Here is a 21,133-nt window from a genome sequence, read left to right on the forward strand (position 1 = left end):
GACATGCTCGATTCCAAACTGTTACGTAGCAACCTTCAGGACGTAGCGGACCGCCTGGCATCCCGTGGCTTTGCCTTGGATGTTGCGCGCATCGAAGCGCTGGAAGAACAGCGCAAGACCGTCCAGACCCGCACCGAAGCACTGCAGGCTGAGCGGAATGCGCGTTCCAAGTCCATCGGTCAGGCCAAGCAGCGAGGCGAAGACATTGCGCCGCTGATGGCGGATGTCGAGCGCATGGGCACCGAGCTGTCCGACGGCAAGGTCGAGCTGGAAAAAATTCAGTCCGAGCTGGATTCGATCCTGCTCGGCATCCCTAACCTCCCGCACGAATCCGTACCGATTGGCGAAGACGAAGACGGCAACGTCGAAGTCCGCCGTTGGGGCACGCCAACAGCCTTTGATTTCGAGATCAAGGACCACGTTGCCCTGGGCGAACTGACCGGTGGCCTGGATTTCGAAACCGCCGCCAAGATGTCCGGCGCACGCTTTGCCTTGCTGCGCGGCCCGATCGCGCGCATGCACCGCGCCCTGGCGCAGTTCATGATCAACCTGCACACCGCCGAACACGGTTACGAAGAGGCCTACACCCCGTATCTGGTGCAGGCACCGGCGCTGATGGGCACCAGCCAGCTGCCGAAATTCGAAGAAGACCTGTTCAAGATCAGCCGCGACGGCGAAGCCGACCTGTACCTGATCCCTACCGCCGAAGTGTCGCTGACCAATATCGTTTCCGGCGAGATCCTCGACGCCAAGCAACTGCCGCTGAAGTTCGTGGCCCACAGCCCGTGCTTCCGCAGCGAAGCCGGTGCGTCGGGCCGTGACACCCGCGGCATGATCCGCCAGCACCAGTTCGACAAAGTCGAGATGGTGCAGGTGGTCGAGCCGTCGACCTCCATGGAGGCCCTCGAAGGCCTGACCGCCAACGCCGAACGCGTCCTGCAACTGCTGGAGCTGCCGTACCGCGTACTCGCGCTGTGCACCGGCGACATGGGTTTCAGCGCCGTTAAAACCTACGACTTGGAAGTGTGGGTGCCGAGCCAAGACAAATACCGCGAGATTTCGTCGTGCTCCAACTGCGGTGATTTCCAGGCCCGTCGCATGCAGGCGCGTTTCCGCAACCCGGAAACTGGCAAGCCGGAGCTGGTCCACACCCTCAACGGTTCCGGTCTGGCTGTAGGCCGCACCCTGGTGGCCGTGCTGGAAAACTACCAGCAGGCTGACGGTTCTATCCGCGTACCTGAAGTGCTCAAGCCGTACATGGCGGGCGTTGAGGTCATCCGCTAAATGGAATTTCTGCCGCTGTTTCATAACCTGCGCGGCAGTCGCGTGTTGGTCGTCGGTGGCGGTGAGATTGCCTTGCGCAAATCCCGGCTGCTGGCGGATGCCGGTGCGGTGCTGCGAGTGGTTGCTCCCCAGATCGAAGACCAGTTGCGTGAGCTGGTGCAGGGCAGTGGCGGGGAACTGATGTTGCGCGGTTATCAGGAGGCCGACCTCGACGGTTGCACCCTGATCATCGCGGCAACGGACGACGAGCCGCTGAACGCGCAAGTGTCCAGCGATGCCAAGCGTCGTTGCGTGCCGGTCAATGTGGTGGATGCGCCAGCCTTGTGCAGTGTGATCTTCCCGGCGATCGTCGACCGCTCACCGTTGGTGATTGCCGTGTCCAGCGGCGGCGATGCGCCGGTGCTGGCGCGCTTGATCCGCGCCAAGCTGGAAACCTGGATTCCGTCCACTTACGGCCAATTGGCCGGGTTGGCGGCGCGTTTTCGTGCCCAAGTCAAAGGGTTGTACCCGGATGTGCAGCAGCGTCGTGCGTTCTGGGAAGAGGTGTTCCAAGGCCCGATTGCCGACCGCCAGTTGGCCGGGCAGGGCGATGAAGCTGAGCGCCTGCTGATCGAAAAGGTCAATGGCGCGCCACCTTATGCGCCGGGCGAGGTCTATCTGGTCGGTGCCGGCCCGGGTGATCCCGACCTGCTGACCTTCCGCGCCCTGCGTCTGATGCAGCAAGCTGACGTGGTGCTGTATGACCGCCTGGTCGCGCCCGCGATCCTCGAACTGTGTCGCCGTGATGCCGAACGCATCTATGTCGGCAAGCGTCGCGCCGACCACGCGGTGCCGCAAGACCAGATCAACCAGCAACTGGTGGACCTGGCCAAGCAAGGCAAGCGCGTGCTGCGCCTCAAGGGTGGCGATCCGTTCATCTTTGGTCGTGGTGGCGAAGAGATCGAAGAACTGGCGGCCCATGGCATCCCGTTCCAGGTGGTGCCGGGGATCACGGCGGCCAGCGGTTGCGCGGCATATGCCGGGATTCCGCTGACCCACCGTGATTACGCGCAGTCCGTACGCTTTATCACCGGGCATTTGAAGAATGGGACGTCGGACCTGCCTTGGCAGGACCTGGTGGGACCCTCGCAGACCCTGGTGTTCTATATGGGTTTGATCGGCTTGCCGATCATCTGCGAACAGCTGATCAAGCACGGGCGTGCGGCGGATACACCGGCGGCGTTGATCCAGCAGGGCACCACGTCCAACCAGCGCGTGTTCACCGGCACCCTGGCGGATTTGCCGCGCATGGTGGCGGAGCATGAAGTGCATGCACCGACGCTGGTGATCGTCGGTGAAGTGGTGGTGTTGCGCGAGAAGCTGAAGTGGTTCGAAGGCGCACAATCCCAGGTCTGACAGCGCTATTGTAGCTGGCAGGCTTTCTGTGGTGAGCGGGCTTGCCCCGCGCTGGGCAGCGGAGCGGCCCCAAAACCAGACGTCGAGTTCTTTCTGAAAAAACTCGGCGTTTTTACTGGGGCCGCTCCGCAGCCCAGCGCGGGGCAAGCCCGCTCACCACAGTAACTTATCAGCTGCAGACGCCTTTGCCGTTCAGTTGTGCCCGATCATGCGCAGTATCAAACGCTTGCAACGGCCCCTTCGGCACAATCCCCGTCGGGTTGATCGTGCGGTGACTCGCGTAGTAATGCCCTTTGATATGCTCGAAATCCACCGTCTCGGCCACCCCCGGCCACTGATACATCTCCCTCAGCCAATTCGACAGGTTCGGATAGTCCGCAATCCTGCGCAGGTTGCATTTGAAGTGGCTGTAATACACCGTATCAAAGCGAATCAGCGTGGTGAACAGCCGCACATCCGCTTCAGTCAGGTATTCGCCTGCCAGGTAACGATGGTCGCCTAAATGCTGTTCCAGGTGATCCAGCTCCGCAAACACATCATCAAACGCACGTTCATACGCCTGCTGTGAGGTGGCAAAGCCTGCGCGATACACGCCGTTGTTCACCGCTGGGTAAATACGTTCGTTCAACGTGTCGATGGTCGTGCGCAGCGGCTCGGGGTAGAAATCCAGAGTGTTGCCGGTCAATTCATTAAAGGCACTGTTGAACATGCGGATGATCTCCGCCGATTCATTGCTGACGATGCGCTGCAGCTTTTTGTCCCACAGCACCGGCACGGTGACGCGTCCGGTGTAGTCCGCAGCGTCGGCGGTGTAGCGCTGGTGCATAAACGCAAAGTCGTCGAGTTTGTCGCCGGTCGAGCCATGGGCCTTGTCGAAGGTCCAGCCGTTTTCGAGCATCAACCAACTGACCACGGACACATCGATCAGGCTTTCCAGGCCCTTGAGCTTGCGCAGGATGAGGGTGCGATGCGCCCACGGGCAGGCCAGGGACACGTAAAGGTGGTAGCGACCGGCCTCGGCCTTGAAGCCGCCTTCGCCGCTCGGGCCGGGCGCGCCATCGGCGGTCACCCAGTGGCGGCGTTGCGCTTGTTCGCGTTGGAAAGCGCCATCTGCGCTACTTTCGTACCACTGGTCTTTCCAGTGTCCTTCGATCAGCAAACCCATGACTGGCTCCTTGGCTAATAAGCGTTGGAGCCCAGTCTAAAGGGATGAGTTCGAACTAAAAGCGCAAATACCGGGCGTGAATAATCGATTAAATCGATTTGTCCCGTGCGGCCCAATACTGCTGGGCCAATTCAAAGGCCTGCTCCCTTGGGTGGCCCAGGCCGCGCAAGGCCAGGGCCATGGTGGCGATCAGCGCCAATTGCGGGTAGCTGTCCTCAACGTCACCGCGCCACACGGCCTTCAGGTGTTCGGGTTCGAGCGTGGCCGGCTTGACGTGGCGTTGGGCGGAGAGGGCGGGCCATTCTTCGTCCCAGCTTTCGCCAGCGGTGGTGCCGTACAGATGGCTGAGGGTGTCAGGGTTGATCTCGACCTCGCCGCCATCCCCTTTCATCACAATCACATTGTCACCCAGCAAGCCGCTGGCATCGCGGTGCACGCCCTGATAACCCGGATGGAAAATGCTTTGCAGCCCCAGGCGTGCCTGCAGCGGGTTGAGCAGGCGCGCCAATGAGTGGATCGGCGAGCGCAGGCCCAGGGTGTTGCGCAGGTCGATCATGCGCTGCAATTGCGGCGCCCAATCACCCAGTGGAATAAACGCCAGGTTGCCTTGCGCATAGGCGGACTCGACCTGCTGCCAGTTACGGCACAGCGGGATCTGCAAACCTTCGAGCAATTGCTCGGTGTACAGCCGGCCCGCCGTGTGTGCGCCACCCCCGTGCATGAGGATGCGCACGCCGTTCTGCGCCAGGCACTTGGCCGCCAGCAGGTACCACGGCAAATGGCGTTTCTTGCCGGCGTAGGTGGGCCAGTCGACATCCACGTTCAGTGCCGGGGCGTGCAGGCGCTCGCGCACGGCTTCGGTGAAGCCTGCAAGTTCCTCTGGGCTTTCTTCCTTGTGGCGCAACAGCATCAGGAAGGCGCCGAGCTGGGTGTCCTCGACTTTTTCGTCGAGCAGCATGCCCATGGCCTCGCGGGCCTCTTCGCGGGTGAGGTTGCGCGCACCGCGCTTGCCTTTGCCCAGGATGCGCACGAATGGCGCAAACGGGTGCTCGGCAGGCGTTTCAAGGGTCAGCGGGGCAAAGTCGGTCATAAGCAATTCGTCGGCCTGGGCAGGCCCGCCAGCTTGGCGGCGAGTTTGGCGGGAGTGCCGTTGAACAGTTTGTTGAGGTGCAGGCTGTTGCCCTTTTCCGGGCCCAGTTTCAAGGCGGTGTACTTGATCAATGGGCGCGTGGCCGGGGACAGCTGGAATTCGGCATAGAACTGACGCAGCAGCGTGAGGATTTCCCAATGGTCCGCGGTCAATTCCAGGGTTTCGGCGGCGGCCAGGGCGTTGGCCACCTCATCGGACCATGCGTTGAGGTCAACGAGGTAGCCGTCCTTGTCCAGTTCCAGGGTGCGTGCGCCAACGGTCAGGGTGTTCATAGCCAGCTGTTGACCTTGTCGTAGTCGAGCGACAACTGCACGAAGCCTGGGTAATCCACGCTATCGGCCCAATCCGGGAGCGGCAGGTTGCGTGCCTGCATGTCCTCGGCCAGCACAAAGACTTTCACGCCTTTGGTGTGCAGGGCGGGGCTGTGGAGCCCGTAGGCGCCATCGCCGCAGAGCAGGATGGCGTCTTCGGCGCCGCACATACGCAGGCAGCTGTCGAGGCGGCTATCGGTAAACGGGGAGTGGGAAACCACATGGAGAGTCGACATCAGAGGGTAATCACCTGGTCGTAACGGTCAATCAGCGCGGCGATCGCGGCACTGTCCAGCGGCTCGGCGCTGACGGGCATCGTGAGGCCGCGCGCGGCCAAGCTGTGGCGGCAGGCGAACACCTCATCGATGCCGAACAGGCCCAGCGCCTGGAGGTTGGCGCTGAGGTCTTTTTGCTGCACGGCCTTGGCGTCCTGGTGCGGCGCCAGTTGGAACACACCGTCATCGAGGAACAGCAGGCCAATCGGCAGATCGAAGGCGCCACCGGCCAAAACGATGTCCAGCGCTTCGCGGGCGCTTGGCCCGGACCACGGCGCCTGGCGGCTGATCACCAATAGGGATTTGGACATGTCACGGCCCTCCAAAACAGATCAGGCGGTCGGCGGCCTGGGTGGCGTCGTGCAATTGCCCCAAACCCGACAGCTCCCAAGGCGCCTCGAGGTTGACCGCGCTGCGTTGATAGCGCGTGGCCTCCTCCTGGTTGAGCACGCCACGGCGCAAGGCGGCGGCGATGCACACCACGCTATCAAGCTGGTGCGCGCTGACAAACTCGCGCCATTGGTGCGCAATGTCTTGTTCGTCCTGGGGCACAACGAGGTTATTGGACGCGCTGTAGACGCCGTCCTGATAGAAAAACAGCCGCACAATCTCATGCCCGCCGGCCAGCGCCGCCTGGGCGAACAGCAGGGCGCGGCGCGAGGAGGGCGCGTGGGCGGCGGAAAACAGTGCAATCGCAAACTTCATGGAACACTCTGCAAGCAAACGTCAGCCAATGATAAAGCCGTCGCCCTGAAAAAGCCCGCCGTGATCAAAACGGTCACTGTCGATGACTGTTCAGGCGATTGCCGGTAGGCGCAAGGCTGCCTAGTCTGTGGGCATTCAAATGCCGAAATGGAGTTTCCATGTCAGGTCCCTTGGCGTCACTCAAAGTGTTGGATTTTTCCACCTTGCTGCCTGGCCCATTCGCCTCGTTGATGCTGGCGGACATGGGCGCGGAGGTGCTGCGCATCGAATCGCCCACGCGCATGGACCTGTTGCGCGTCCTGCCGCCTCACGACCAGGGCACGTCAGCCAGCCATGCCTACCTCAACCGCAACAAGCGTAGCCTGGCGCTGGACCTCAAGCAGGCCGATGCGCTGGAGATCGTAAGGGCGCTGGTGAAAGAGTACGACATTGTGCTCGAACAGTTCCGACCAGGGGTGATGGAGCGGTTGGGGCTGGGATATGAGGCATTGAAGGCGATCAACCCCCGGTTGATCTATGTGTCGATCACCGGGTACGGCCAGACCGGGCCCTACAAGGACCGCGCCGGGCACGACATCAATTACCTGGCGCTGGCCGGGGTGGCCAGCTACACCGGACGCCAGGACACCGGGCCGTTGCCGCTGGGCGTGCAGTTGGCGGATGTGGGCGGCGGTTCGCTGCATGCGGTGGTGGGGCTGCTGGCGGCGGTTATTGCCCGGCAGCAGAGCGGGGTCGGCCAATACTTGGACGTGAGCATGACCGACTGCTCGTTCAGCCTGAACGCCATGGCCGGCGCGGGTTACCTGGCGTGTGGGGTGGAACCGGAGCGGGAAGGCCACGTGCTCAATGGCGGCAGCTTCTACGACTATTACCGCTCGCGGGATGGGCGCTGGATGTCGGTGGGCAGCCTCGAGCCCGCGTTCATGCAGCCATTGTGTGACGCGTTGGGGCGTCCGGATTTGGTGTCGATGGGCCTGAGGCCTGAGCAGCAGCCAGCGCTGAAGCAGGCGCTGCAGGTCGAGTTTGAGAAGCGCAGCTTTGATGAGTTGTGCGCGTTGTTCGCCGCGGTGGATGCGTGTGTGGAGCCGGTGCTGAGCTTACGTGAGGCGGTGGAGCATCCGCAGCTGAAGGCGCGGGGGTTGGTGAGCCAGGTGCCACGGGGCGATGGCTCGACCCAGGCGCAACTGGCCTGCCCGCTGAAGTTTTCCGAGGGGTTGCCTGAGCCCAGGCATATGGGCGCTGCGGTTGGGGCGCACAGTGATGAGGTATTGGCGGAGTTGGGGTTCAGTGCCCAGCGCATAGAGGACTTGCGGCGGGCCAGGGTTGTAGGGTGACTGAGCAGACGCCATCGGGAGCAAGCCCCCTCCCACATTTTTACCCGGTTCACCCTTTGGATGGGGAGGGGGCTTGCCCTCGTTGAGGCCCTTACTCCACGCGGGTTTCCCCGGTAAACACCAAGGTCTGGCGACACCGCCGACACAAATACCGCCGCCCCTGGGCCACCATGCCATGGCGCTGTGACGAAAACGGAAAGTCACTGTCCGCACACGGGCATCGGTAGATATAGCGAGTCACCTGGCGGCGCTTCACTTCATAGGTGTGGCAACGGTCCGGCGGCAGTTCATAGACCCCGCGCATGATCAATTGCCATTCCTCGCCATGGGGCTGGATGCGCTCGCCGAACAATTGGTGGGCAATCAGGTGCGCCACTTCATGGGCCACGGTCTGTTTGAGGAAGTGTTGGCTGTTTTCACGGTACAACTGTGGGTTGAAACGCAGCAGGTTCTCGTGCAAATGCGCGACACCGGCCTTCTGGCCCCGCAGCTTGAGGCTGACCTGGGGGCGTTTGAAGCTTCGTTTGAAAAAGGATTCGGCTTGCAGGAAACAATCTTCGACGCGGGTATTGAGTTGCTCGGGCATGCTGTACATATCTCCAGAGACGTCCAGTATGTCGCAAAGCTGGGTGTTTCCGAATCTGTCAGGCGCCGAATGGTCATGCATAACGCACAAAGCCACCTTGCGGTGGCCTTGCCTACGGTTTTATCCGCTCAGTTGGTGTAGATCGGACCCACGCCCAAGCCCCAGACGATCACGGTAAACGCCATGATCGCCACCAGTACCACCAGGCCCACGGCCAGCACCGAGCTGGAAAACAGGAAACCCTCGTCCGGGTCGATGCTCATGAACGTCGGCAGCCCCACGTACAGCAGGTACACCGTGTAACAAATGGCCGCCGTGCCCACCACCATGCCCAGCCACATATGCGGGTAGAGCGCGGCCAGCCCGCCGATGAACAGCGGCGTGGCGGTGTAGGTGGCAAACGCCACGCAGCGCGCCATGCTGGGGTTGGCATCGTAGGTACGTGCCATCCAGTGAATGAACGCCCCCATCACTGCCACGCCGCCGAGCATGGCGGCGTAGGACATGAGGGTCATCCACAGTGCGCTTTCCTGGGTCAGCATCACCGGTGCGCGGTTGCCGATGACCCAGCCGACCTGAGTGGTGCCGATAAAGGCGGATACGGCGGGGATTGCCGCGAGAATCAAGGTATGGGTGAGGTACATGTGGCCGATGCTTTCTTCTTTATCGCCACGGATTTCCCGCCATTCCTGGTCGGGATGGGTAAATAGCCCCACGACGTGATGGATCATGCCAGTCACTCCTGTCGTTGTTACCATCGCCCCCCATCGGAGCGCCCACGGGCCAAATGGCCTCAAAGGTCCTGGATACATGTGCGACCTCTAGTCGCAGTATAGGAAGGGATGACCGGAATGACTGTAAGGCCTTTAGAGCAAATTGCGCTGTAAACACGGGGGTTAATCGCGGCGGGGTCTGTAGGTGGCGATGTGATTCAAGGTGGGAGGGGGGCTTTCATCGCCTATCCAATGGGGCTGCTGCGCAGCCCAGCGCGGGGCAAGCCCGCTCACCACAGCAAGCCCACTCCCACATTGGAACTCAGCGGGTCATGAAGGTAAAATACCCGGCTTTTCGTCACACACCTTTTGCGGATCCAAGCGCCATGGGCACTCTTACGGTCAACCAGAACAAACTGCAAAAACGCCTGCGTCGCCTGGCCGGTGAAGCGGTCGCCGATTTCAATATGATCGAGGACGGCGACAAGGTCATGGTCTGCCTCTCCGGCGGCAAAGACAGCTACACCCTGCTCGACGTGCTGCTGCATCTGCAAAAGGTCGCGCCGATCCAGTTCGAGATCGTGGCCGTCAACATGGACCAGAAACAGCCAGGTTTCCCTGAACATGTGCTGCCGGCCTATCTCAAAGAGTTGGGCGTCGAGTACCACATCGTTGAAAAAGACACCTATTCGGTGGTCAAGGAACTGATTCCGGAAGGCAAGACCACCTGCTCGCTGTGCTCGCGCCTGCGCCGTGGCACGCTCTACACCTTCGCCGATGAGATCGGTGCGACCAAGATGGCCCTGGGTCATCATCGCGATGACATCGTCGAGACCTTCTTCCTCAACATGTTCTTCAACGGCTCGCTCAAGGCCATGCCGCCCAAGCTGCGGGCCGATGACGGGCGCAACGTGGTGATCCGCCCGCTGGCGTATTGCAACGAGAAAGACATCCAGGCCTACTCCGACTTCAAGCAGTTCCCGATCATCCCGTGCAACCTGTGCGGTTCCCAGGAGAACCTGCAGCGCCAGGTGGTCAAGGAAATGCTGCTGGACTGGGAGCGCAAGACCCCAGGTCGTACCGAAAGCATCTTCCGCAGTCTGCAGAATGTGATCCCCTCGCAGTTGGCCGACCGCAACCTGTTCGACTTCGCCAGCCTGAAGATTGATGAAACCGCCGCATCGCGCTTCGTTAATGTTGTGAACCTCTGAGCTGATTCGATGCTCTGACACACGGCGCTCGCGGGCGCCGTTTTCAATTCAATTGCCAGGAGAGGGCATGCGCGATTACAAGTGGCTGCACGAATATTGTCTGAACCGCTTCGGTTCGGCGGCCGAGTTGGAAGCCCATCTGCCTGTTCCCAAGACTGCGGCGCAGTTGCGCAAGATCAGTGATGATCGCTACCTGTCGACCCTGGCGCTGCGCGTGTTTCGTGCGGGCTTGAAGCACAGCGTGGTCGATGCCAAGTGGCCGGCGTTCGAACAGGTGTTTTTTGGCTTCGACCCGGAAAAGGTCGTGCTGATGGGCGCTGAGCACCTGGAGCGGCTGATGCAGGACACCCGGATCATCCGCCACCTGGGCAAGCTCAAGAGTGTGCCGCGCAATGCGCAGATGATCCTCGACATCGAGCAGGAGAAGGGCAGCTTCGGCGCGTTTGTCGCCGACTGGCCGGTGACCGATATCGTCGGACTGTGGAAGTACCTGAGCAAGCACGGCCATCAACTCGGCGGGCTGTCAGCGCCGCGTTTCTTGCGCATGGTCGGCAAGGATACGTTTGTGCCGAGTGATGACGTCGTCGCCGCGCTGAACGCGCAGAAGATCGTCGACAAGGCGCCGACCAGCCTGCGCGACCTGGCGACGGTGCAGGGCGCGTTCAACCAGTGGCATGCCGAGAGTGGCCGGCCGATGTGCCAGTTGTCGATGATGTTGGCCTACACCGTCAACCACTGATCAGCGCTTATTGTGGCGAGGGAACTTGCTCCCGCTGGAGTGCGAAGCGCTCCCAAAAGATCTTGGGGCTGCTGCGCAGCCCAACGGGAGCAAGCTCCCTCGCCACAGGGTGTGATCAGTTGGCTTGCGAATCAACGGCCAAGCGGCGATTGAGCTGATGCCGCCACCGCACATACAACAACGCCGTACAAAACACCGCCAGGCTCGCCAGCATCTCCAGCACCCCGAACCCTTGCCGGTTCGGGTCATACGCCGCCAGCGCGCCCTTGATGAAATACAGGTTCACCACAAAGCACATCCACGAATGCCCGCGTGCGCTGCCCAGCAGCATGCCCGGCGCCAGCACCAGCAGTGGCACCAATTCGATCAGCAGGATCACCCACGGCCGTGCGCCGTGCAGGTCAGCGACGAACAGGTAGTACACGCAGAGCAAACCCACCAGGCCAAAAAACGCCAGCAGGCTCAGTGCCCGGGCCACCTTGACCCGTGGCTCGAGCCACGCCTGGGGCGGCAGGACCTTAGGCTTTCTGGCCACGGCCGTTCTCCAGCAGCGTGGCAGTGCTGGCCAGGCGCAGGCCGAGGGCGCGGCACAGGGCGATTTCATGTTGATCGAGCAGGCGCTTGCCGTCCGGCCCCGCATGGTGGCTGGCACCATACGGCGTGCCGCCGCCCTGGGTATCGAGCAACGCTTGTTCGCTGTAGGGCAGGCCGGTGATGAGCATGCCGTGGTGCAGCAACGGCAGCAGCATCGACATCAGCGTGGTCTCCTGGCCGCCATGCAGGCTGGCGGTGGAGGTAAACACACCGGCCGGCTTGCCGACGAGGGCGCCGGTAAGCCACAGGTTGCTGGTGCCGTCGAGGAAATACTTGAGCGGCGCGGCCATGTTGCCGAAGCGGGTCGGGCTGCCCAGAGCCAGGCCCGAGCAGTGCTTCAGGTCATCGAGGCTGGCATACAGCGCGCCTTCCTCCGGAATGCTCGGCGCCACGGCTTCGCACTCGGTGGAGATCGCCGGCACGGTGCGCAGCCGGGCTTCCATCCCGCCTTGCTCGATGCCCCGGGCAATCTGCCGGGCCATTTCGCTCACCGAGCCGTTGCGGCTGTAATACAACACCAGCACATACGGAGACGTCACGGCAGGATCTCCACTACGTTTTCCGGCGGACGGCCAATGATGGCTTTGTCGGCGGTCTCCAGGATCGGGCGTTCCATCAGCTTCGGGTGCGCGGCGATGGCAGCGATCAATTGGGCTTCGCTGAGGCTGGCGTCGGCCAGGTTGAGGGTCTTGTATTCGTCTTCACCGCTGCGCAGCAGTTGGCGCGCGCTGATCCCCAGTTTGCCCAGCAACGCCTTCAACTGTGCGGCGTCCAGCGGGGTTTCCAGGTAACGCACCACGGTAGGCGTGAGGCCGCGGGCTTCCAGCAGTTCCAGCGCACCGCGGGATTTCGAGCAGCGCGGGTTGTGATAAAGCGTCAGATCGGTCATGTGCGGGTCGCATCTTGCGTAAGGTGGCGGGTATTCTACCCGCGCAGCGACCTGTCCTTAAACCGTAAGAGGCGATAGGTCGCAGCCAACGTTCATTTTTGCGAAGGATTACCCCATGACTAGGCGACTGATCGGTGCATTGGCGATCATCACAACCCTGCTGCTCAGCGGCTGCGGTAACGATTACGGCGTTGACCAATATGGCCAGAAAGTGGCGGCCGAGCGCTTGGACAAGCAGTGGCTGGTGGTCAATTACTGGGCTGAATGGTGTGGCCCGTGCCGCACGGAAATCCCCGAGCTCAATGCCTTGGCCGAACAACTGAAGGCGCAGAACGTGGGCGTGTTCGGGGTCAACTTCGACAATGTGCAGGGCGCCGAATTGAAGGAAGCCAGTGAGAAGCTGGGCATCAAGTTCACGGTGCTGGCGCAGAATCCGGAGGGGATCTTCGATATTCCACGCAGCGAGGCGTTGCCGGTGACCTACATCATTGATGACAAGGGCAAGGTGCGCGAGCAGTTGATGGGTGAGCAGACGGCGGAAGGGGTGTTGGCCAAGCTCAAGGCCTTGCGCGGTTAAAGCCACAACTCAAAACAACTGTGGGAGGGGCTTGCCCCCTCCCACATTTAGCTTCCATCAATCCATAGATTGGGAACATCAGCCTTCTTCGAGCCACAGGCGAATCGGCTTGCCTTCGGCCGGCCAGAACCGTGTCTGTTCGATCGGCGAGATGTCCCAGCGCTGCACGCCTTGCAGGGCCTGGAAGAAGCGGTGTTCCTGTTCCATCAGGGCTTCGCCGCAGAGTTTGCGAGTGCTGCCGATCTTGCCGAAGCTGAGCGTGTCGCCCTCCAGGGTGTACGGCGCAAACCAATGGTTGCAGCCGCCATTGCCGTAGGCGCGGCCATCGGCGCCGAGGGTGACGGTCAGGTGCGCGTAATCCATCAGCGGCCGTTCGCCAATCCATTCCACCACGTAGCTGTGATCCTGCTTGAGCTTGACCGAGTTCCCGGCACAGCCCGTCAAGGCCGCACCGACGGCGGCGAGCAGAAGCAGGCCTTTCATTGTGCGGCCTTCTGGCATTTAGGGCAGCGGTGCTTGTCGCCCTCGCTGGCCCAGCCCAACTCGGCGATCCGCGCATTGGCGGCCGGTTGCAGCGGCGCTTTGGTCAGCTTGGTTTCCACCGCAAATTCGAACTCCAACAGCGCCTCGCAGCTGTCGCAGTTGACCTTCCAGGTGTGAATCTCCAACTCGCCGAACTTCGGCCCCTGGGCCATCGCGACCCACTGGCCCGCCGGGCGGATGGAGTAGCGCGCGTCACCTTCGACGGTGAGGCGCATCGACAGGGTTTTACTGCCGCGCAGGGTGACGATCAGCACGTCGCCATGCTTGATCGAACCACCGTTGCCAGTCACCTGGTAACGGCCCGGCACCAGGGCGCGGCATTCGATCAGGGTGTGTTGCGGGCTCAGCAAACTGAAGCGGAAATCGTGTTCGGCCATGGATCCTCCAAATAGGCGCGGCATCCTATCACGGGTGCCGGCTCATCATGAGCCTGGTATGTGACCGCTGATCATCCTTCGACCAGGTTCTGCGCCCGGCCCTCGGCCCAGGCGACAATGTTGGCCAACGTGGTACCGGCGATGGCCGCCAGGGCTTCGCGGGTGAGAAACGCCTGGTGGGCGGTGATGATCACGGTGGGGAAGGTCAGCAGGCGCGCGAGGACGTCGTCCTGCAGGGGCAGGTCGGAGCGGTCCTCGAAAAACAGCTGCGCTTCTTCCTCATACACATCCAGCCCGAGGTAGCCGAGTTGGCCGTCCTTGAGCGCCTCGATCAGCGCCGGGGTGTCGACCAGCCCGCCGCGGCCGGTGTTGATCAGCATCGCGCCGGGCTGCATATGCGCCAGCGAGCGGGCGTTGATCACGTGTTTGCTGTCGGCAGTGAGCGGGCAGTGCAGGCTGATGATCTGCGCCTGGGCCAGCAATTCGGGCAGGGTTACGTAGCGTGCGCCCAGGGCCTCGACCTGCGGATTGGGGACGGGGTCATAGGCGAGCAGTTGGCAACCGAAGCCGGCCATGATCTTGGCGAAGGTGGCGCCGATCTGGCCGGTACCGACCACGCCGACGGTCTTGCCCACCAGGTCGAAACCGGTGAGGCCATGCAGGCTGAAATCACCATCGCGGGTGCGGTTGTAGGCGCGGTGCAGGCGGCGGTTAAGCGCGAGGATCAGCGCGACCGCGTGTTCGGCCACTGCGTGGGGCGAATAGGCCGGCACGCGCACGACAGTCAGGCCCAGGCGCTTGGCGGCGGTCAGGTCCACATGGTTGTAGCCCGCCGAGCGCAGGGCGATCAGCCGCGTGCCGCCCTTGGCCAACAGTTCCAGCACCGGGGCGCTGAGGTCGTCGTTGATAAACGCGCACACCACTTCGTGGTGTTCGGCCAGGGCCACGGTGTCGAGGTTGAGCCGGGCGGGCTGGAACTGCAGCGCCAGGCCTGGCGGCAGCGGCTCGCCGAGAAAGCTGTCGCGGTCGTAGGTTTGGCTGCTGAAAAAAATGACGCGCATCAAAAAGCTCCCTGCAATTAATCCGTCGCAAACGCTGATCAATGGTGGGAGGGGGCTTGCCCCCGACTAGTGTGTGTCAGCTACAGATGCTTCGATTGACACGACGCTATCGGGGGCAAGCCCCCTCCCACAGGTGATCAGCGCCCATAAAGTAGCGTCAGGCGTTAACCCGCGCTTCACTCGCCAGCCGGGCAATGGCCATGTCCAGCTCGTCCAGCGCGTGCTGGGCCTTGGCGTCGTCCTGCTTGAGCAGGGTTTCGGCGCGGTGGCAGGCGGCGCGCAGTTGCGGTACGCCGCAGTAACGGGTCGCGCCGTGCAGGCGGTGCACACGTTCGATCAGGGCGCTGTTGTCGTTGGCGTCGCGGGCAATGGTGATGGCCAGGCGATCGGCCTCCAGGGAGGCCAGCAACATGGCGAGCATATCCGCCGCCAGGTCAGCCTTGCCGGCGGCCAGGCGCAAGCCTTCTTCATGATCCAGCACCGGCAGTTGCACGCCGGGGCCGAGGCCGTCGGTGGCGCGTTCCGGGCCTTGATTGCGCAGGGCCAGGCCGGTCCATTTCAACACCACCTGGGCCAGTTGCCGCTCGCTGATGGGTTTGGTCAGGTAATCGTCCATGCCGCTTTGCAGCAAGGCGCGTTTTTCGTTGGCCATGGCGTGGGCGGTAAGGGCAACCACCGGCAATGGCGTGCCGCTGCGCTCGCTTTCCCACTGGCGGATCGCCTCGGTGCTTTGGCGGCCGTCCATGCCGGGCATCTGCACGTCCATAAGCACCAAGTCGAAGGTGTCCTGTTTCACCGCGTCGATGGCCGCATACCCGCTTTCCACCGCACGCACCCGTGCGCCCATGTCTTCCAACAGGGTCTGCACCAGCAGCAGGTTCGCCGGGTTGTCGTCCACGCACAGCACGCGCGGCGCCCGGCTGGAGAGCGGCTCGCCCGGTTCGCTGCGCGACGGGCGTGGGCTGATCAGGTCGGACAACGCACGGCGCAGTTTGCGCGTGCACGCCGGCTTGGCCTGCAACTGGCTGTTGGGGTTGGGCACCGATTGGTTGAACAGCATCTGTTCGGTGGTGGGGCACAGCACCAGCACTTTGCAGCCCAGGTGTTCAAGGTCCCACAAGTGCTGGTTGAGGCGCTCGGGCGGGATGTCATTGGCGGTCACGCCGAGGACCGCGAGGTCAATCGCCTGGTCGGTCTGGTGGGCGCTGGTGATGCCGTTGGTCAGGCTTTCGAGGCTGGTGAACGGCGTGACTTCCAGGCCGCAGTCTTCCAGTTGATGCTGCAGCGCCTGGCGCGCCAGCTCGTGGTTCTCCAGCACGGCCACGCGATGGCCCAGCAGCGGCGCGGACGGCAGGTCTTCGACGTCGTCACGGGTCTTGGGCAGGTTCAGGCTGATCCAAAACTCCGAGCCTTCGCCCGGCGTACTGTCGACGCCGATTTCACCGCCCATCTGCTCGATCAGGCGCTTGGAGATCACCAACCCCAACCCGGTGCCGCCGGGCTGGCGCGACAGTGAGTTGTCAGCCTGGCTGAAGGCCTGGAACAGCGCGCGCACGTCTTGGCTGGACAGGCCGATGCCGGTGTCTTGCACGCTGATGCGCAATTGCACGCTGTCTTCCTGCTCGTCCTCGATCATCGCCCGGGCGACGATGGTGCCTTCGCGGGTGAACTTGATCGCATTGCTGATCAGGTTGGTGAGGATCTGTTTGAGGCGCAGCGGGTCGCCCACCAGCGCCAGCGGCGTGTCGCGGTAGACCAGGCTCACCAGTTCCAGCTGCTTGGCATGCGCGGCGGGGGCAAGGATGGTCAGGGTGTCTTGCAGCAAGTCCCGCAGGTTGAACGGGATGCTGTCGAGGACCAGCTTGCCGGCTTCGATTTTCGAGAAATCGAGGATTTCGTTGATGATGCCCAGCAGGTTGTCTGCGGATTTTTCGATGGTACCCAGGTAATCGAGCTGGCGCGGCGTGAGTTCGCTCTTCTGCAGCAAGTGGGTAAAGCCGAGGATGCCGTTGAGCGGCGTGCGGATCTCGTGGCTCATGTTGGCCAGGAACTCCGACTTGATGCGGCTGGCCTCCAGGGCCTCCTTGCGCGCCAGGTCCAGCTCGATGTTCTGGATCTCGATGGTTTCCAGGTTCTGGCGCACGTCTTCGGTGGCCTGGTCGATGCTGTGTTGCAGTTCTTCCTGGGCATTCTGCAGGGTCTCGGCCATGCGGTTGATGCCCGAGGCGAGTTGGTCGAGTTCCTGGCTGCCCAGCGGTGGCAAGCGGGTTTCCAGGTTGCCGTCCTTGAGTTGGGCCACGGCTTGCTTGATCTGGCCGATCGGTGAGTTGATCGTACGGCTGATGCGCAGGGCCAGCGCTGCGGTGCAGATCAGGCCGATGGCGATCAGCAGCAGGCTGGCGAACAGGCTGCGGTAGCCACGCAACAGCATGCCATTGTGGGACAGTTCCACCTCGACCCAGCCCAGCAGGCGATCGGCCTCATCCGGGATCAGGTCGCCGGCGAGGTTGCGATGGCGGCCAAACACCGGCAGCAAGTAGCGGGTGGCGTCATTGCCTGTGCGCTGCAGCAGGTGGGAACTGTTGCCGATCGGCGGCTGGTTGAGCATGGTCGGGCCGGCATGCGCGAGCGATGCGCGGTCCGGGCTGAGGAATGACACGGCGCGAACGTCCGGCTGCTCCAGGGACTGGGTGGCGATGCGCTCCAGCAGGTCGGTGTTGCGAGCGCTCAGGGCGGGCGCCACCAGCGGGGCCAACTGCTCGGCGATCATTTCGCCGCGTTGCAGCAGTTGGGTCTGCAGTTCGGAGAGCTGCATCCAGGTGAAATAGCCCCCCAACAGTGAGGCCATCAGGCTGGTCGGTAATAACGTCAGCAACAGTACGCGGCCTTTTATCCCCATTCTTGTCAGCACGCCACTCTCCTGCTACCACATTGATATCTACGGAATTGCGCGGGCATCCGGCCCGCGCCACCTGCGCAGTGTAGCCATTTGCGCGGTGAGGAATCTTGCAAATTAATGACAGATGGCAATCTTCAAGCCAATTGGCGTCCGGCGGCGATTGGCCGCGGCGGGGGAATATTGAGTAATCAGCCATTAAGAATGACTGGCAGAGACTAATGAATCCCGCAGCAGTCCGCCTACCTGCATCGCAACAGCGAAGAAGTGCTCAGCAAAGCCTTTCTATATCAGCACGTGCTGCAACGCGGTTATGCCTCCATGACAGCAGCCTCGGCATGCACATCAGCCAGACCCGCCGTAAGCTCAAGGCCATCGGCTACACCGAGCGCGAAGTGCGCAGGGTGTGGGGCAAGGGTTGCGCGTGCAGTTGCGCTTGCGGGCCTGCTAGGCGCGGCGTTGTTTGCGCTTTTTCCACTGATGGGCAACCCACCAGCGCCAATAGCCCATGGTCAGGCAGTAGGCGAGGGCGCCCAGCACCAGCCCCAACACCACTGAACCGAGCAGGAACGGCTGCCATAAGGTGCTCAGTTGGCCGCTGATCCATTCCCAGGTCAGGTCATCGGGCAGGCTGCGGGGCGGCACATTCATCAGCCAGGCGCCGGTCATGTAGGTGCAGATAAAGACCACCGGCATGGTAATCGGGTTCGTCAGCCATACCAGGCTGACCGCGATGGGCATATTGCCGCGCACCGTGATCGCCAGGACCGCCGCCAGCAGCATCTGCAAAGGAATCGGGATAAAGGCCGCGAACAAACCCACGGCCATTGCGCGTGCGACCGAGTGGCGGTTGAGGTGCCAGAGGTTCGGGTCATGCAGCAACGTGCCGAGAAACTGTAATGACTTGTGTTCCCGGATACTGCTGGGATCAGGCATGTACCGTTTGAATAAGCGCCGGGGCATAAGGGGTCCAGGTCAGTTCGAGGGGCAAGTATGCCCGCATTCTATAAACAGAAAATTCAGACTTTGTGACAAAACATCATAGGCCGCGCTGGGTGCTCGGCTAAGACTGAGTGGATCACTTGAAAAGGATGATTCATGAGGACAGGGATGTTCGCGTTTGCGCTGGGGCTGCTGGCCTTGCGTTTTCTACCGGCATTGCCGGCAACCGGCTGGCTGATCGCCCTGCTGGTGCTGGCGTTGATGCTGCTGCCGTTTCGCACTTACCCCTTGGCGTTTTTCCTGCTGGGGCTGAGTTGGGCGTGCATCAGCGCACAGTGGGCCCTGGATGACCGCCTGCGGCCAGCGTTGGACGGCCAGACGCGTTGGGTGGAAGGGTGGGTCACCGGTCTGCCGCAACAGACGGGCGAGGGCGTGCGTTTCGTACTGACCGACAGCCGGTCACGTAACGCGCGGTTGCCTACACGCATCCGGGTGTCCTGGCGTGGCGGGCCGCCGGTGCGCAGCGGTGAACGCTGGCGCCTGGCGATTACTCTCAAACGACCGGCCGGGTTGCTGAATTTCCACGGCTTTGATCAGGAAGCCTGGCTGCTGGCCCAGCGGATTGGCGCCACCGGTACGGTGAAGGACGGCGCGCGTCTGGCACCGGCCCGCCACGCCTGGCGTGAAAACGTGCGCCAGCGCCTGATGGTGGTGGATGCCCAGGGCCGGGAAGCGGGCCTGATGGCCCTGGTATTGGGCGATGGTTCCGGATTGGCCGCTACCGATTGGCAGGTTTTGCAGGACACCGGCACCGTGCATCTGCTGGTCATTTCCGGCCAGCACATCGGTTTGCTCGCAGGCTTGATCTACGGGTTGATCGCCGGGTTGGCGCGCTACGGCTGCTGGCCGCGAACCTGGCCGTGGCTGCCCTGGGCGTGCGGCCTGGCGTTCAGCGCCGCGTTGGGTTACGGCGTGCTGGCAGGGTTTGGCGTGCCGGTGCAGCGCGCCTGCGTGATGGTCGGGTTGGTGTTGTTGTGGCGCTTGCGCTTCCGGCATCTGGGGCTGTGGTGGCCATTGCTGCTGGCACTCAATGCGGTGCTGGTCCTGGAGCCGTTGGCCAGCCTGCAGCCAGGGTTTTGGCTGTCGTTTGCGGCGGTGGCGGTGCTGGTCCTGGCGTTTGGCGGCCGGCTGGGGCCGTGGAGCCTGTGGCAGGCGTGGACCCGGCCGCAGTGGTTGATTGCCATCGGGTTGTTTCCGGTCTTGCTGGTGCTAGGGCTGCCTATCAGCCTCAGCGCACCGTTCGCTAATCTGGTTGCGGTGCCCTGGATCAGCCTGGTGGTATTGCCGCTGGCGTTGCTGGGGACCGCGTTGCTGCCGCTGCCGTGGGTGGGGGATGGATTGCTGTGGCTGGCGGGCGGTGCGCTGGACGGCTTGTTCAACGGCTTGGCGTGGCTGGCCGGGTACATGCCTGCCTGGATCCCGGCCGAGGTGCCGCTGGGCTACTGGCTGGTGAGTCTGCTCGGTGCGGTGCTGCTCCTGCTGCCCAAGGGCGTGCCGTTTCGGCTGCTGGGCTGGCCGATGCTGTTACTGGCGGTGTTTCCGCCGCAAGAACGGGTGCCCCATGGGCAGGTGGAGGTCGTGCAGCTGGACGTCGGGCAGGGACAGTCGCTGATTTTGCGCACGCGTCACCACACTTTGCTGTATGACGCCGGTCCACGCTCCGGAACCTTTGACCTGGGCGCCCGCGTGGTGTTGCCGTCGTTGCGAAAGCTTGGGGTAGCGGCCTTGGACCTGATGCTGCTCAGCCACGCCGACGCCGATCATGCCGGTGGTGCGGCAGCGATTGCCAAGGGCCTGCCGATCAAGCGCGTGGTGGGTGGAGAAACCGACGGGCTGCCGGCGTTTCTCGGCACCCGGCCGTGCATCAGTGGCGAGCGCTGGACCTGGGACGGCGTGACGTTCGAACTCTGGCAGTGGCCTGGCGCCATCAGTGGCAATCCGAAGTCTTGCGTGTTGCAGGTGCAGGCCAATGGCGAGCGCCTGCTGCTGACCGGCGACATTGACCGCGCCGCCGAACAGGCCATGCTCGCTTCCCCGCTGGCGGTGCCCACTGAATGGTTGCAAGCGCCGCACCATGGCAGTCGCAGTTCTTCGTCGTGGGCGTTTCTGGAGCGCCTCGCCCCTGGTTCCGTGCTTATTTCACGGGGGCGGGGTAATGCGTTCGGCCATCCGCATCCCCAGGTGATGGCGCGCTACCAGCGGTTGGGCAGCCAGGTGTATGACAGTGCCGAGCAGGGTGCTGTGCGCGTGCAATTGGGCGCTTTCGCACCACCGGTTGTTGCGCGCAGTCAACGCAGGTTCTGGCGCGAGCGGTTACCTTAGGCTC

Annotated in this window: 23 protein-coding genes and 1 pseudogene; 8 read left to right on the forward strand and 16 right to left on the reverse strand. The window is 62.8% G+C overall.

All coding sequences use genetic code 11. The annotated features are described in order from the left end of the window. Nucleotides 1-3 precede the first annotated feature (3 nt). Together serS and cysG are read left to right on the forward strand one after the other, a co-directional pair. Nucleotides 4-1,284, forward strand: coding sequence for a serine--tRNA ligase (gene serS / locus AC3ZU9_RS04740; protein WP_012724933.1), 1,281 nt, complete (start codon nucleotides 4-6; stop codon nucleotides 1,282-1,284). Further along, the gene (cysG, locus tag AC3ZU9_RS04745) at nucleotides 1,285-2,679 is read left to right on the forward strand and encodes a siroheme synthase CysG (protein ID WP_012724932.1); all 1,395 of its coding nucleotides are present in this window, start codon (nucleotides 1,285-1,287) and stop codon (nucleotides 2,677-2,679) included. Between the two features lie 169 nt (nucleotides 2,680-2,848). Here cysG and AC3ZU9_RS04750 read toward each other — a convergent pair whose 3' ends face one another. From AC3ZU9_RS04750 to tusD, 6 genes are all read right to left on the reverse strand, one after another. Continuing rightward, entirely contained in the window at nucleotides 2,849-3,844 is a 996-nt protein-coding gene (locus AC3ZU9_RS04750) for a glutathione S-transferase family protein (RefSeq protein WP_490090367.1), read from the reverse strand. Nucleotides 3,845-3,932: 88 nt separating this feature from the next. Beyond that, nucleotides 3,933-4,934 carry a glycosyl transferase family protein gene (locus tag AC3ZU9_RS04755; RefSeq protein WP_490090368.1) on the reverse strand — a complete coding sequence of 334 codons (1,002 nt, stop codon included), beginning with the start codon at nucleotides 4,932-4,934 and terminating at the stop codon, nucleotides 3,933-3,935. Further along, on the reverse strand, nucleotides 4,931-5,266 hold the full coding sequence (locus AC3ZU9_RS04760; RefSeq protein WP_012724929.1) for a TusE/DsrC/DsvC family sulfur relay protein: 336 nt from the start codon (nucleotides 5,264-5,266) through the stop codon (nucleotides 4,931-4,933). The genes AC3ZU9_RS04755 and AC3ZU9_RS04760 overlap by 4 nt, the downstream gene beginning before the upstream one ends. Beyond that, nucleotides 5,263-5,541: a sulfurtransferase complex subunit TusB gene (tusB, locus tag AC3ZU9_RS04765; protein ID WP_102060140.1), complete on the reverse strand. Its 279-nt coding sequence runs from the start codon at nucleotides 5,539-5,541 to the stop codon at nucleotides 5,263-5,265. The genes AC3ZU9_RS04760 and tusB overlap by 4 nt, the downstream gene beginning before the upstream one ends. Further along, nucleotides 5,541-5,891: a sulfurtransferase complex subunit TusC gene (tusC, locus tag AC3ZU9_RS04770; RefSeq protein ID WP_012724927.1), complete on the reverse strand. Its 351-nt coding sequence runs from the start codon at nucleotides 5,889-5,891 to the stop codon at nucleotides 5,541-5,543. Before tusC ends, tusB begins: the two co-directional genes overlap by 1 nt. A 1-nt stretch (nucleotide 5,892) precedes the next feature. After that, nucleotides 5,893-6,285 (reverse strand): sulfurtransferase complex subunit TusD, encoded by a 393-nt coding sequence (gene tusD, locus AC3ZU9_RS04775; RefSeq protein ID WP_012724926.1) that lies wholly within the window; start codon nucleotides 6,283-6,285, stop codon nucleotides 5,893-5,895. Nucleotides 6,286-6,443: 158 nt separating this feature from the next. On the opposite strand from tusD, the gene AC3ZU9_RS04780 reads away from it, so the two are divergent. Beyond that, nucleotides 6,444-7,619 carry a CaiB/BaiF CoA transferase family protein gene (locus AC3ZU9_RS04780; RefSeq protein ID WP_490090369.1) on the forward strand — a complete coding sequence of 392 codons (1,176 nt, stop codon included), beginning with the start codon at nucleotides 6,444-6,446 and terminating at the stop codon, nucleotides 7,617-7,619. 91 nt (nucleotides 7,620-7,710) lie between these two features. Here AC3ZU9_RS04780 and AC3ZU9_RS04785 read toward each other — a convergent pair whose 3' ends face one another. Next, nucleotides 7,711-8,205 (reverse strand): SprT family zinc-dependent metalloprotease, encoded by a 495-nt coding sequence (locus AC3ZU9_RS04785; RefSeq protein WP_010209629.1) that lies wholly within the window; start codon nucleotides 8,203-8,205, stop codon nucleotides 7,711-7,713. Nucleotides 8,206-8,333: 128 nt separating this feature from the next. After that, nucleotides 8,334-8,936, reverse strand: a complete 603-nt coding sequence (locus AC3ZU9_RS04790) for a Yip1 family protein (RefSeq protein WP_012724924.1) — start codon at nucleotides 8,934-8,936, stop codon at nucleotides 8,334-8,336. Between the two features lie 368 nt (nucleotides 8,937-9,304). Here AC3ZU9_RS04790 and ttcA point away from each other — a divergent pair, with 368 nt between their 5' ends. Beyond that, nucleotides 9,305-10,129, forward strand: coding sequence for a tRNA 2-thiocytidine(32) synthetase TtcA (gene ttcA, locus AC3ZU9_RS04795; RefSeq protein WP_046035515.1), 825 nt, complete (start codon nucleotides 9,305-9,307; stop codon nucleotides 10,127-10,129). A gap of 67 nt (nucleotides 10,130-10,196) precedes the next feature. Then, a complete protein-coding gene (locus AC3ZU9_RS04800) occupies nucleotides 10,197-10,868 on the forward strand; it encodes a DNA-3-methyladenine glycosylase I (protein WP_012724922.1) in 672 nt (223 codons plus the stop codon). Nucleotides 10,869-10,983: 115 nt separating this feature from the next. On the opposite strand, the gene AC3ZU9_RS04805 is transcribed toward AC3ZU9_RS04800, so the two are convergent. From AC3ZU9_RS04805 to arsC, 3 genes are read right to left on the reverse strand one after another with little or no spacing between them, the layout of a single operon-like run. Then, complete coding sequence (locus AC3ZU9_RS04805; protein ID WP_046035513.1) at nucleotides 10,984-11,403, reverse strand: DUF2069 domain-containing protein; 420 nt, start codon at nucleotides 11,401-11,403, stop codon at nucleotides 10,984-10,986. After that, nucleotides 11,387-12,001 carry an NAD(P)H:quinone oxidoreductase gene (gene wrbA / locus AC3ZU9_RS04810; protein WP_046035512.1) on the reverse strand — a complete coding sequence of 205 codons (615 nt, stop codon included), beginning with the start codon at nucleotides 11,999-12,001 and terminating at the stop codon, nucleotides 11,387-11,389. The genes AC3ZU9_RS04805 and wrbA overlap by 17 nt, the downstream gene beginning before the upstream one ends. Then, entirely contained in the window at nucleotides 11,998-12,351 is a 354-nt protein-coding gene (gene arsC, locus AC3ZU9_RS04815; protein ID WP_012724919.1) for an arsenate reductase (glutaredoxin), read from the reverse strand. Before arsC ends, wrbA begins: the two co-directional genes overlap by 4 nt. 115 nt (nucleotides 12,352-12,466) lie before the next feature. On the opposite strand from arsC, the gene AC3ZU9_RS04820 reads away from it, so the two are divergent. Then, complete coding sequence (locus tag AC3ZU9_RS04820; protein WP_012724918.1) at nucleotides 12,467-12,928, forward strand: TlpA disulfide reductase family protein; 462 nt, start codon at nucleotides 12,467-12,469, stop codon at nucleotides 12,926-12,928. A gap of 78 nt (nucleotides 12,929-13,006) precedes the next feature. On the opposite strand, the gene AC3ZU9_RS04825 is transcribed toward AC3ZU9_RS04820, so the two are convergent. From AC3ZU9_RS04825 to AC3ZU9_RS04840, 4 genes are all read right to left on the reverse strand, one after another. After that, the gene (locus AC3ZU9_RS04825; RefSeq protein WP_046035511.1) at nucleotides 13,007-13,411 is read right to left on the reverse strand and encodes an META domain-containing protein; all 405 of its coding nucleotides are present in this window, start codon (nucleotides 13,409-13,411) and stop codon (nucleotides 13,007-13,009) included. Beyond that, entirely contained in the window at nucleotides 13,408-13,848 is a 441-nt protein-coding gene (locus AC3ZU9_RS04830; protein WP_490090370.1) for a hypothetical protein, read from the reverse strand. Before AC3ZU9_RS04830 ends, AC3ZU9_RS04825 begins: the two co-directional genes overlap by 4 nt. A 71-nt stretch (nucleotides 13,849-13,919) precedes the next feature. Continuing rightward, a complete protein-coding gene (locus tag AC3ZU9_RS04835) occupies nucleotides 13,920-14,909 on the reverse strand; it encodes a 2-hydroxyacid dehydrogenase (RefSeq protein WP_122811572.1) in 990 nt (329 codons plus the stop codon). 157 nt (nucleotides 14,910-15,066) lie between these two features. After that, complete coding sequence (locus AC3ZU9_RS04840; protein WP_046035508.1) at nucleotides 15,067-17,820, reverse strand: response regulator; 2,754 nt, start codon at nucleotides 17,818-17,820, stop codon at nucleotides 15,067-15,069. Nucleotides 17,821-18,051: 231 nt separating this feature from the next. On the opposite strand from AC3ZU9_RS04840, the pseudogene AC3ZU9_RS04845 reads away from it, so the two are divergent. Next, a pseudogene (locus AC3ZU9_RS04845) lies at nucleotides 18,052-18,236 on the forward strand (winged helix-turn-helix domain-containing protein); the annotation flags it as partial. A gap of 16 nt (nucleotides 18,237-18,252) precedes the next feature. On the opposite strand, the gene AC3ZU9_RS04850 reads toward AC3ZU9_RS04845, so the two are convergent. Further along, nucleotides 18,253-18,768, reverse strand: coding sequence for a DUF2062 domain-containing protein (locus AC3ZU9_RS04850; protein WP_012724913.1), 516 nt, complete (start codon nucleotides 18,766-18,768; stop codon nucleotides 18,253-18,255). A gap of 135 nt (nucleotides 18,769-18,903) precedes the next feature. Between AC3ZU9_RS04850 and AC3ZU9_RS04855 the strand changes: the two genes are divergently transcribed. Next, nucleotides 18,904-21,129, forward strand: coding sequence for a DNA internalization-related competence protein ComEC/Rec2 (locus AC3ZU9_RS04855; RefSeq protein ID WP_490090371.1), 2,226 nt, complete (start codon nucleotides 18,904-18,906; stop codon nucleotides 21,127-21,129). The last annotated feature ends 4 nt before the right edge of the window (nucleotides 21,130-21,133 follow it).

The sequence above is a fragment of the Pseudomonas sp. A39 genome (assembly GCF_058145955.1).

Coding starts and splice junctions, on each gene's coding strand:
- serS (WP_012724933.1), top strand. CDS start 4: ATGCTCGATTCCAAACTGTTACGTAGCAACCTTCAGGACGTAGCGGAC.
- cysG (WP_012724932.1), top strand. CDS start 1,285: ATGGAATTTCTGCCGCTGTTTCATAACCTGCGCGGCAGTCGCGTGTTG.
- AC3ZU9_RS04750 (WP_490090367.1), bottom strand. CDS start 3,844: ATGGGTTTGCTGATCGAAGGACACTGGAAAGACCAGTGGTACGAAAGT.
- AC3ZU9_RS04755 (WP_490090368.1), bottom strand. CDS start 4,934: ATGACCGACTTTGCCCCGCTGACCCTTGAAACGCCTGCCGAGCACCCG.
- AC3ZU9_RS04760 (WP_012724929.1), bottom strand. CDS start 5,266: ATGAACACCCTGACCGTTGGCGCACGCACCCTGGAACTGGACAAGGAC.
- tusB (WP_102060140.1), bottom strand. CDS start 5,541: ATGTCGACTCTCCATGTGGTTTCCCACTCCCCGTTTACCGATAGCCGC.
- tusC (WP_012724927.1), bottom strand. CDS start 5,891: ATGTCCAAATCCCTATTGGTGATCAGCCGCCAGGCGCCGTGGTCCGGG.
- tusD (WP_012724926.1), bottom strand. CDS start 6,285: ATGAAGTTTGCGATTGCACTGTTTTCCGCCGCCCACGCGCCCTCCTCG.
- AC3ZU9_RS04780 (WP_490090369.1), top strand. CDS start 6,444: ATGTCAGGTCCCTTGGCGTCACTCAAAGTGTTGGATTTTTCCACCTTG.
- AC3ZU9_RS04785 (WP_010209629.1), bottom strand. CDS start 8,205: ATGCCCGAGCAACTCAATACCCGCGTCGAAGATTGTTTCCTGCAAGCC.
- AC3ZU9_RS04790 (WP_012724924.1), bottom strand. CDS start 8,936: ATGATCCATCACGTCGTGGGGCTATTTACCCATCCCGACCAGGAATGG.
- ttcA (WP_046035515.1), top strand. CDS start 9,305: ATGGGCACTCTTACGGTCAACCAGAACAAACTGCAAAAACGCCTGCGT.
- AC3ZU9_RS04800 (WP_012724922.1), top strand. CDS start 10,197: ATGCGCGATTACAAGTGGCTGCACGAATATTGTCTGAACCGCTTCGGT.
- arsC (WP_012724919.1), bottom strand. CDS start 12,351: ATGACCGATCTGACGCTTTATCACAACCCGCGCTGCTCGAAATCCCGC.
- AC3ZU9_RS04820 (WP_012724918.1), top strand. CDS start 12,467: ATGACTAGGCGACTGATCGGTGCATTGGCGATCATCACAACCCTGCTG.
- AC3ZU9_RS04825 (WP_046035511.1), bottom strand. CDS start 13,411: ATGAAAGGCCTGCTTCTGCTCGCCGCCGTCGGTGCGGCCTTGACGGGC.
- AC3ZU9_RS04830 (WP_490090370.1), bottom strand. CDS start 13,848: ATGGCCGAACACGATTTCCGCTTCAGTTTGCTGAGCCCGCAACACACC.
- AC3ZU9_RS04835 (WP_122811572.1), bottom strand. CDS start 14,909: ATGCGCGTCATTTTTTTCAGCAGCCAAACCTACGACCGCGACAGCTTT.
- AC3ZU9_RS04850 (WP_012724913.1), bottom strand. CDS start 18,768: ATGCCCCGGCGCTTATTCAAACGGTACATGCCTGATCCCAGCAGTATC.
- AC3ZU9_RS04855 (WP_490090371.1), top strand. CDS start 18,904: ATGAGGACAGGGATGTTCGCGTTTGCGCTGGGGCTGCTGGCCTTGCGT.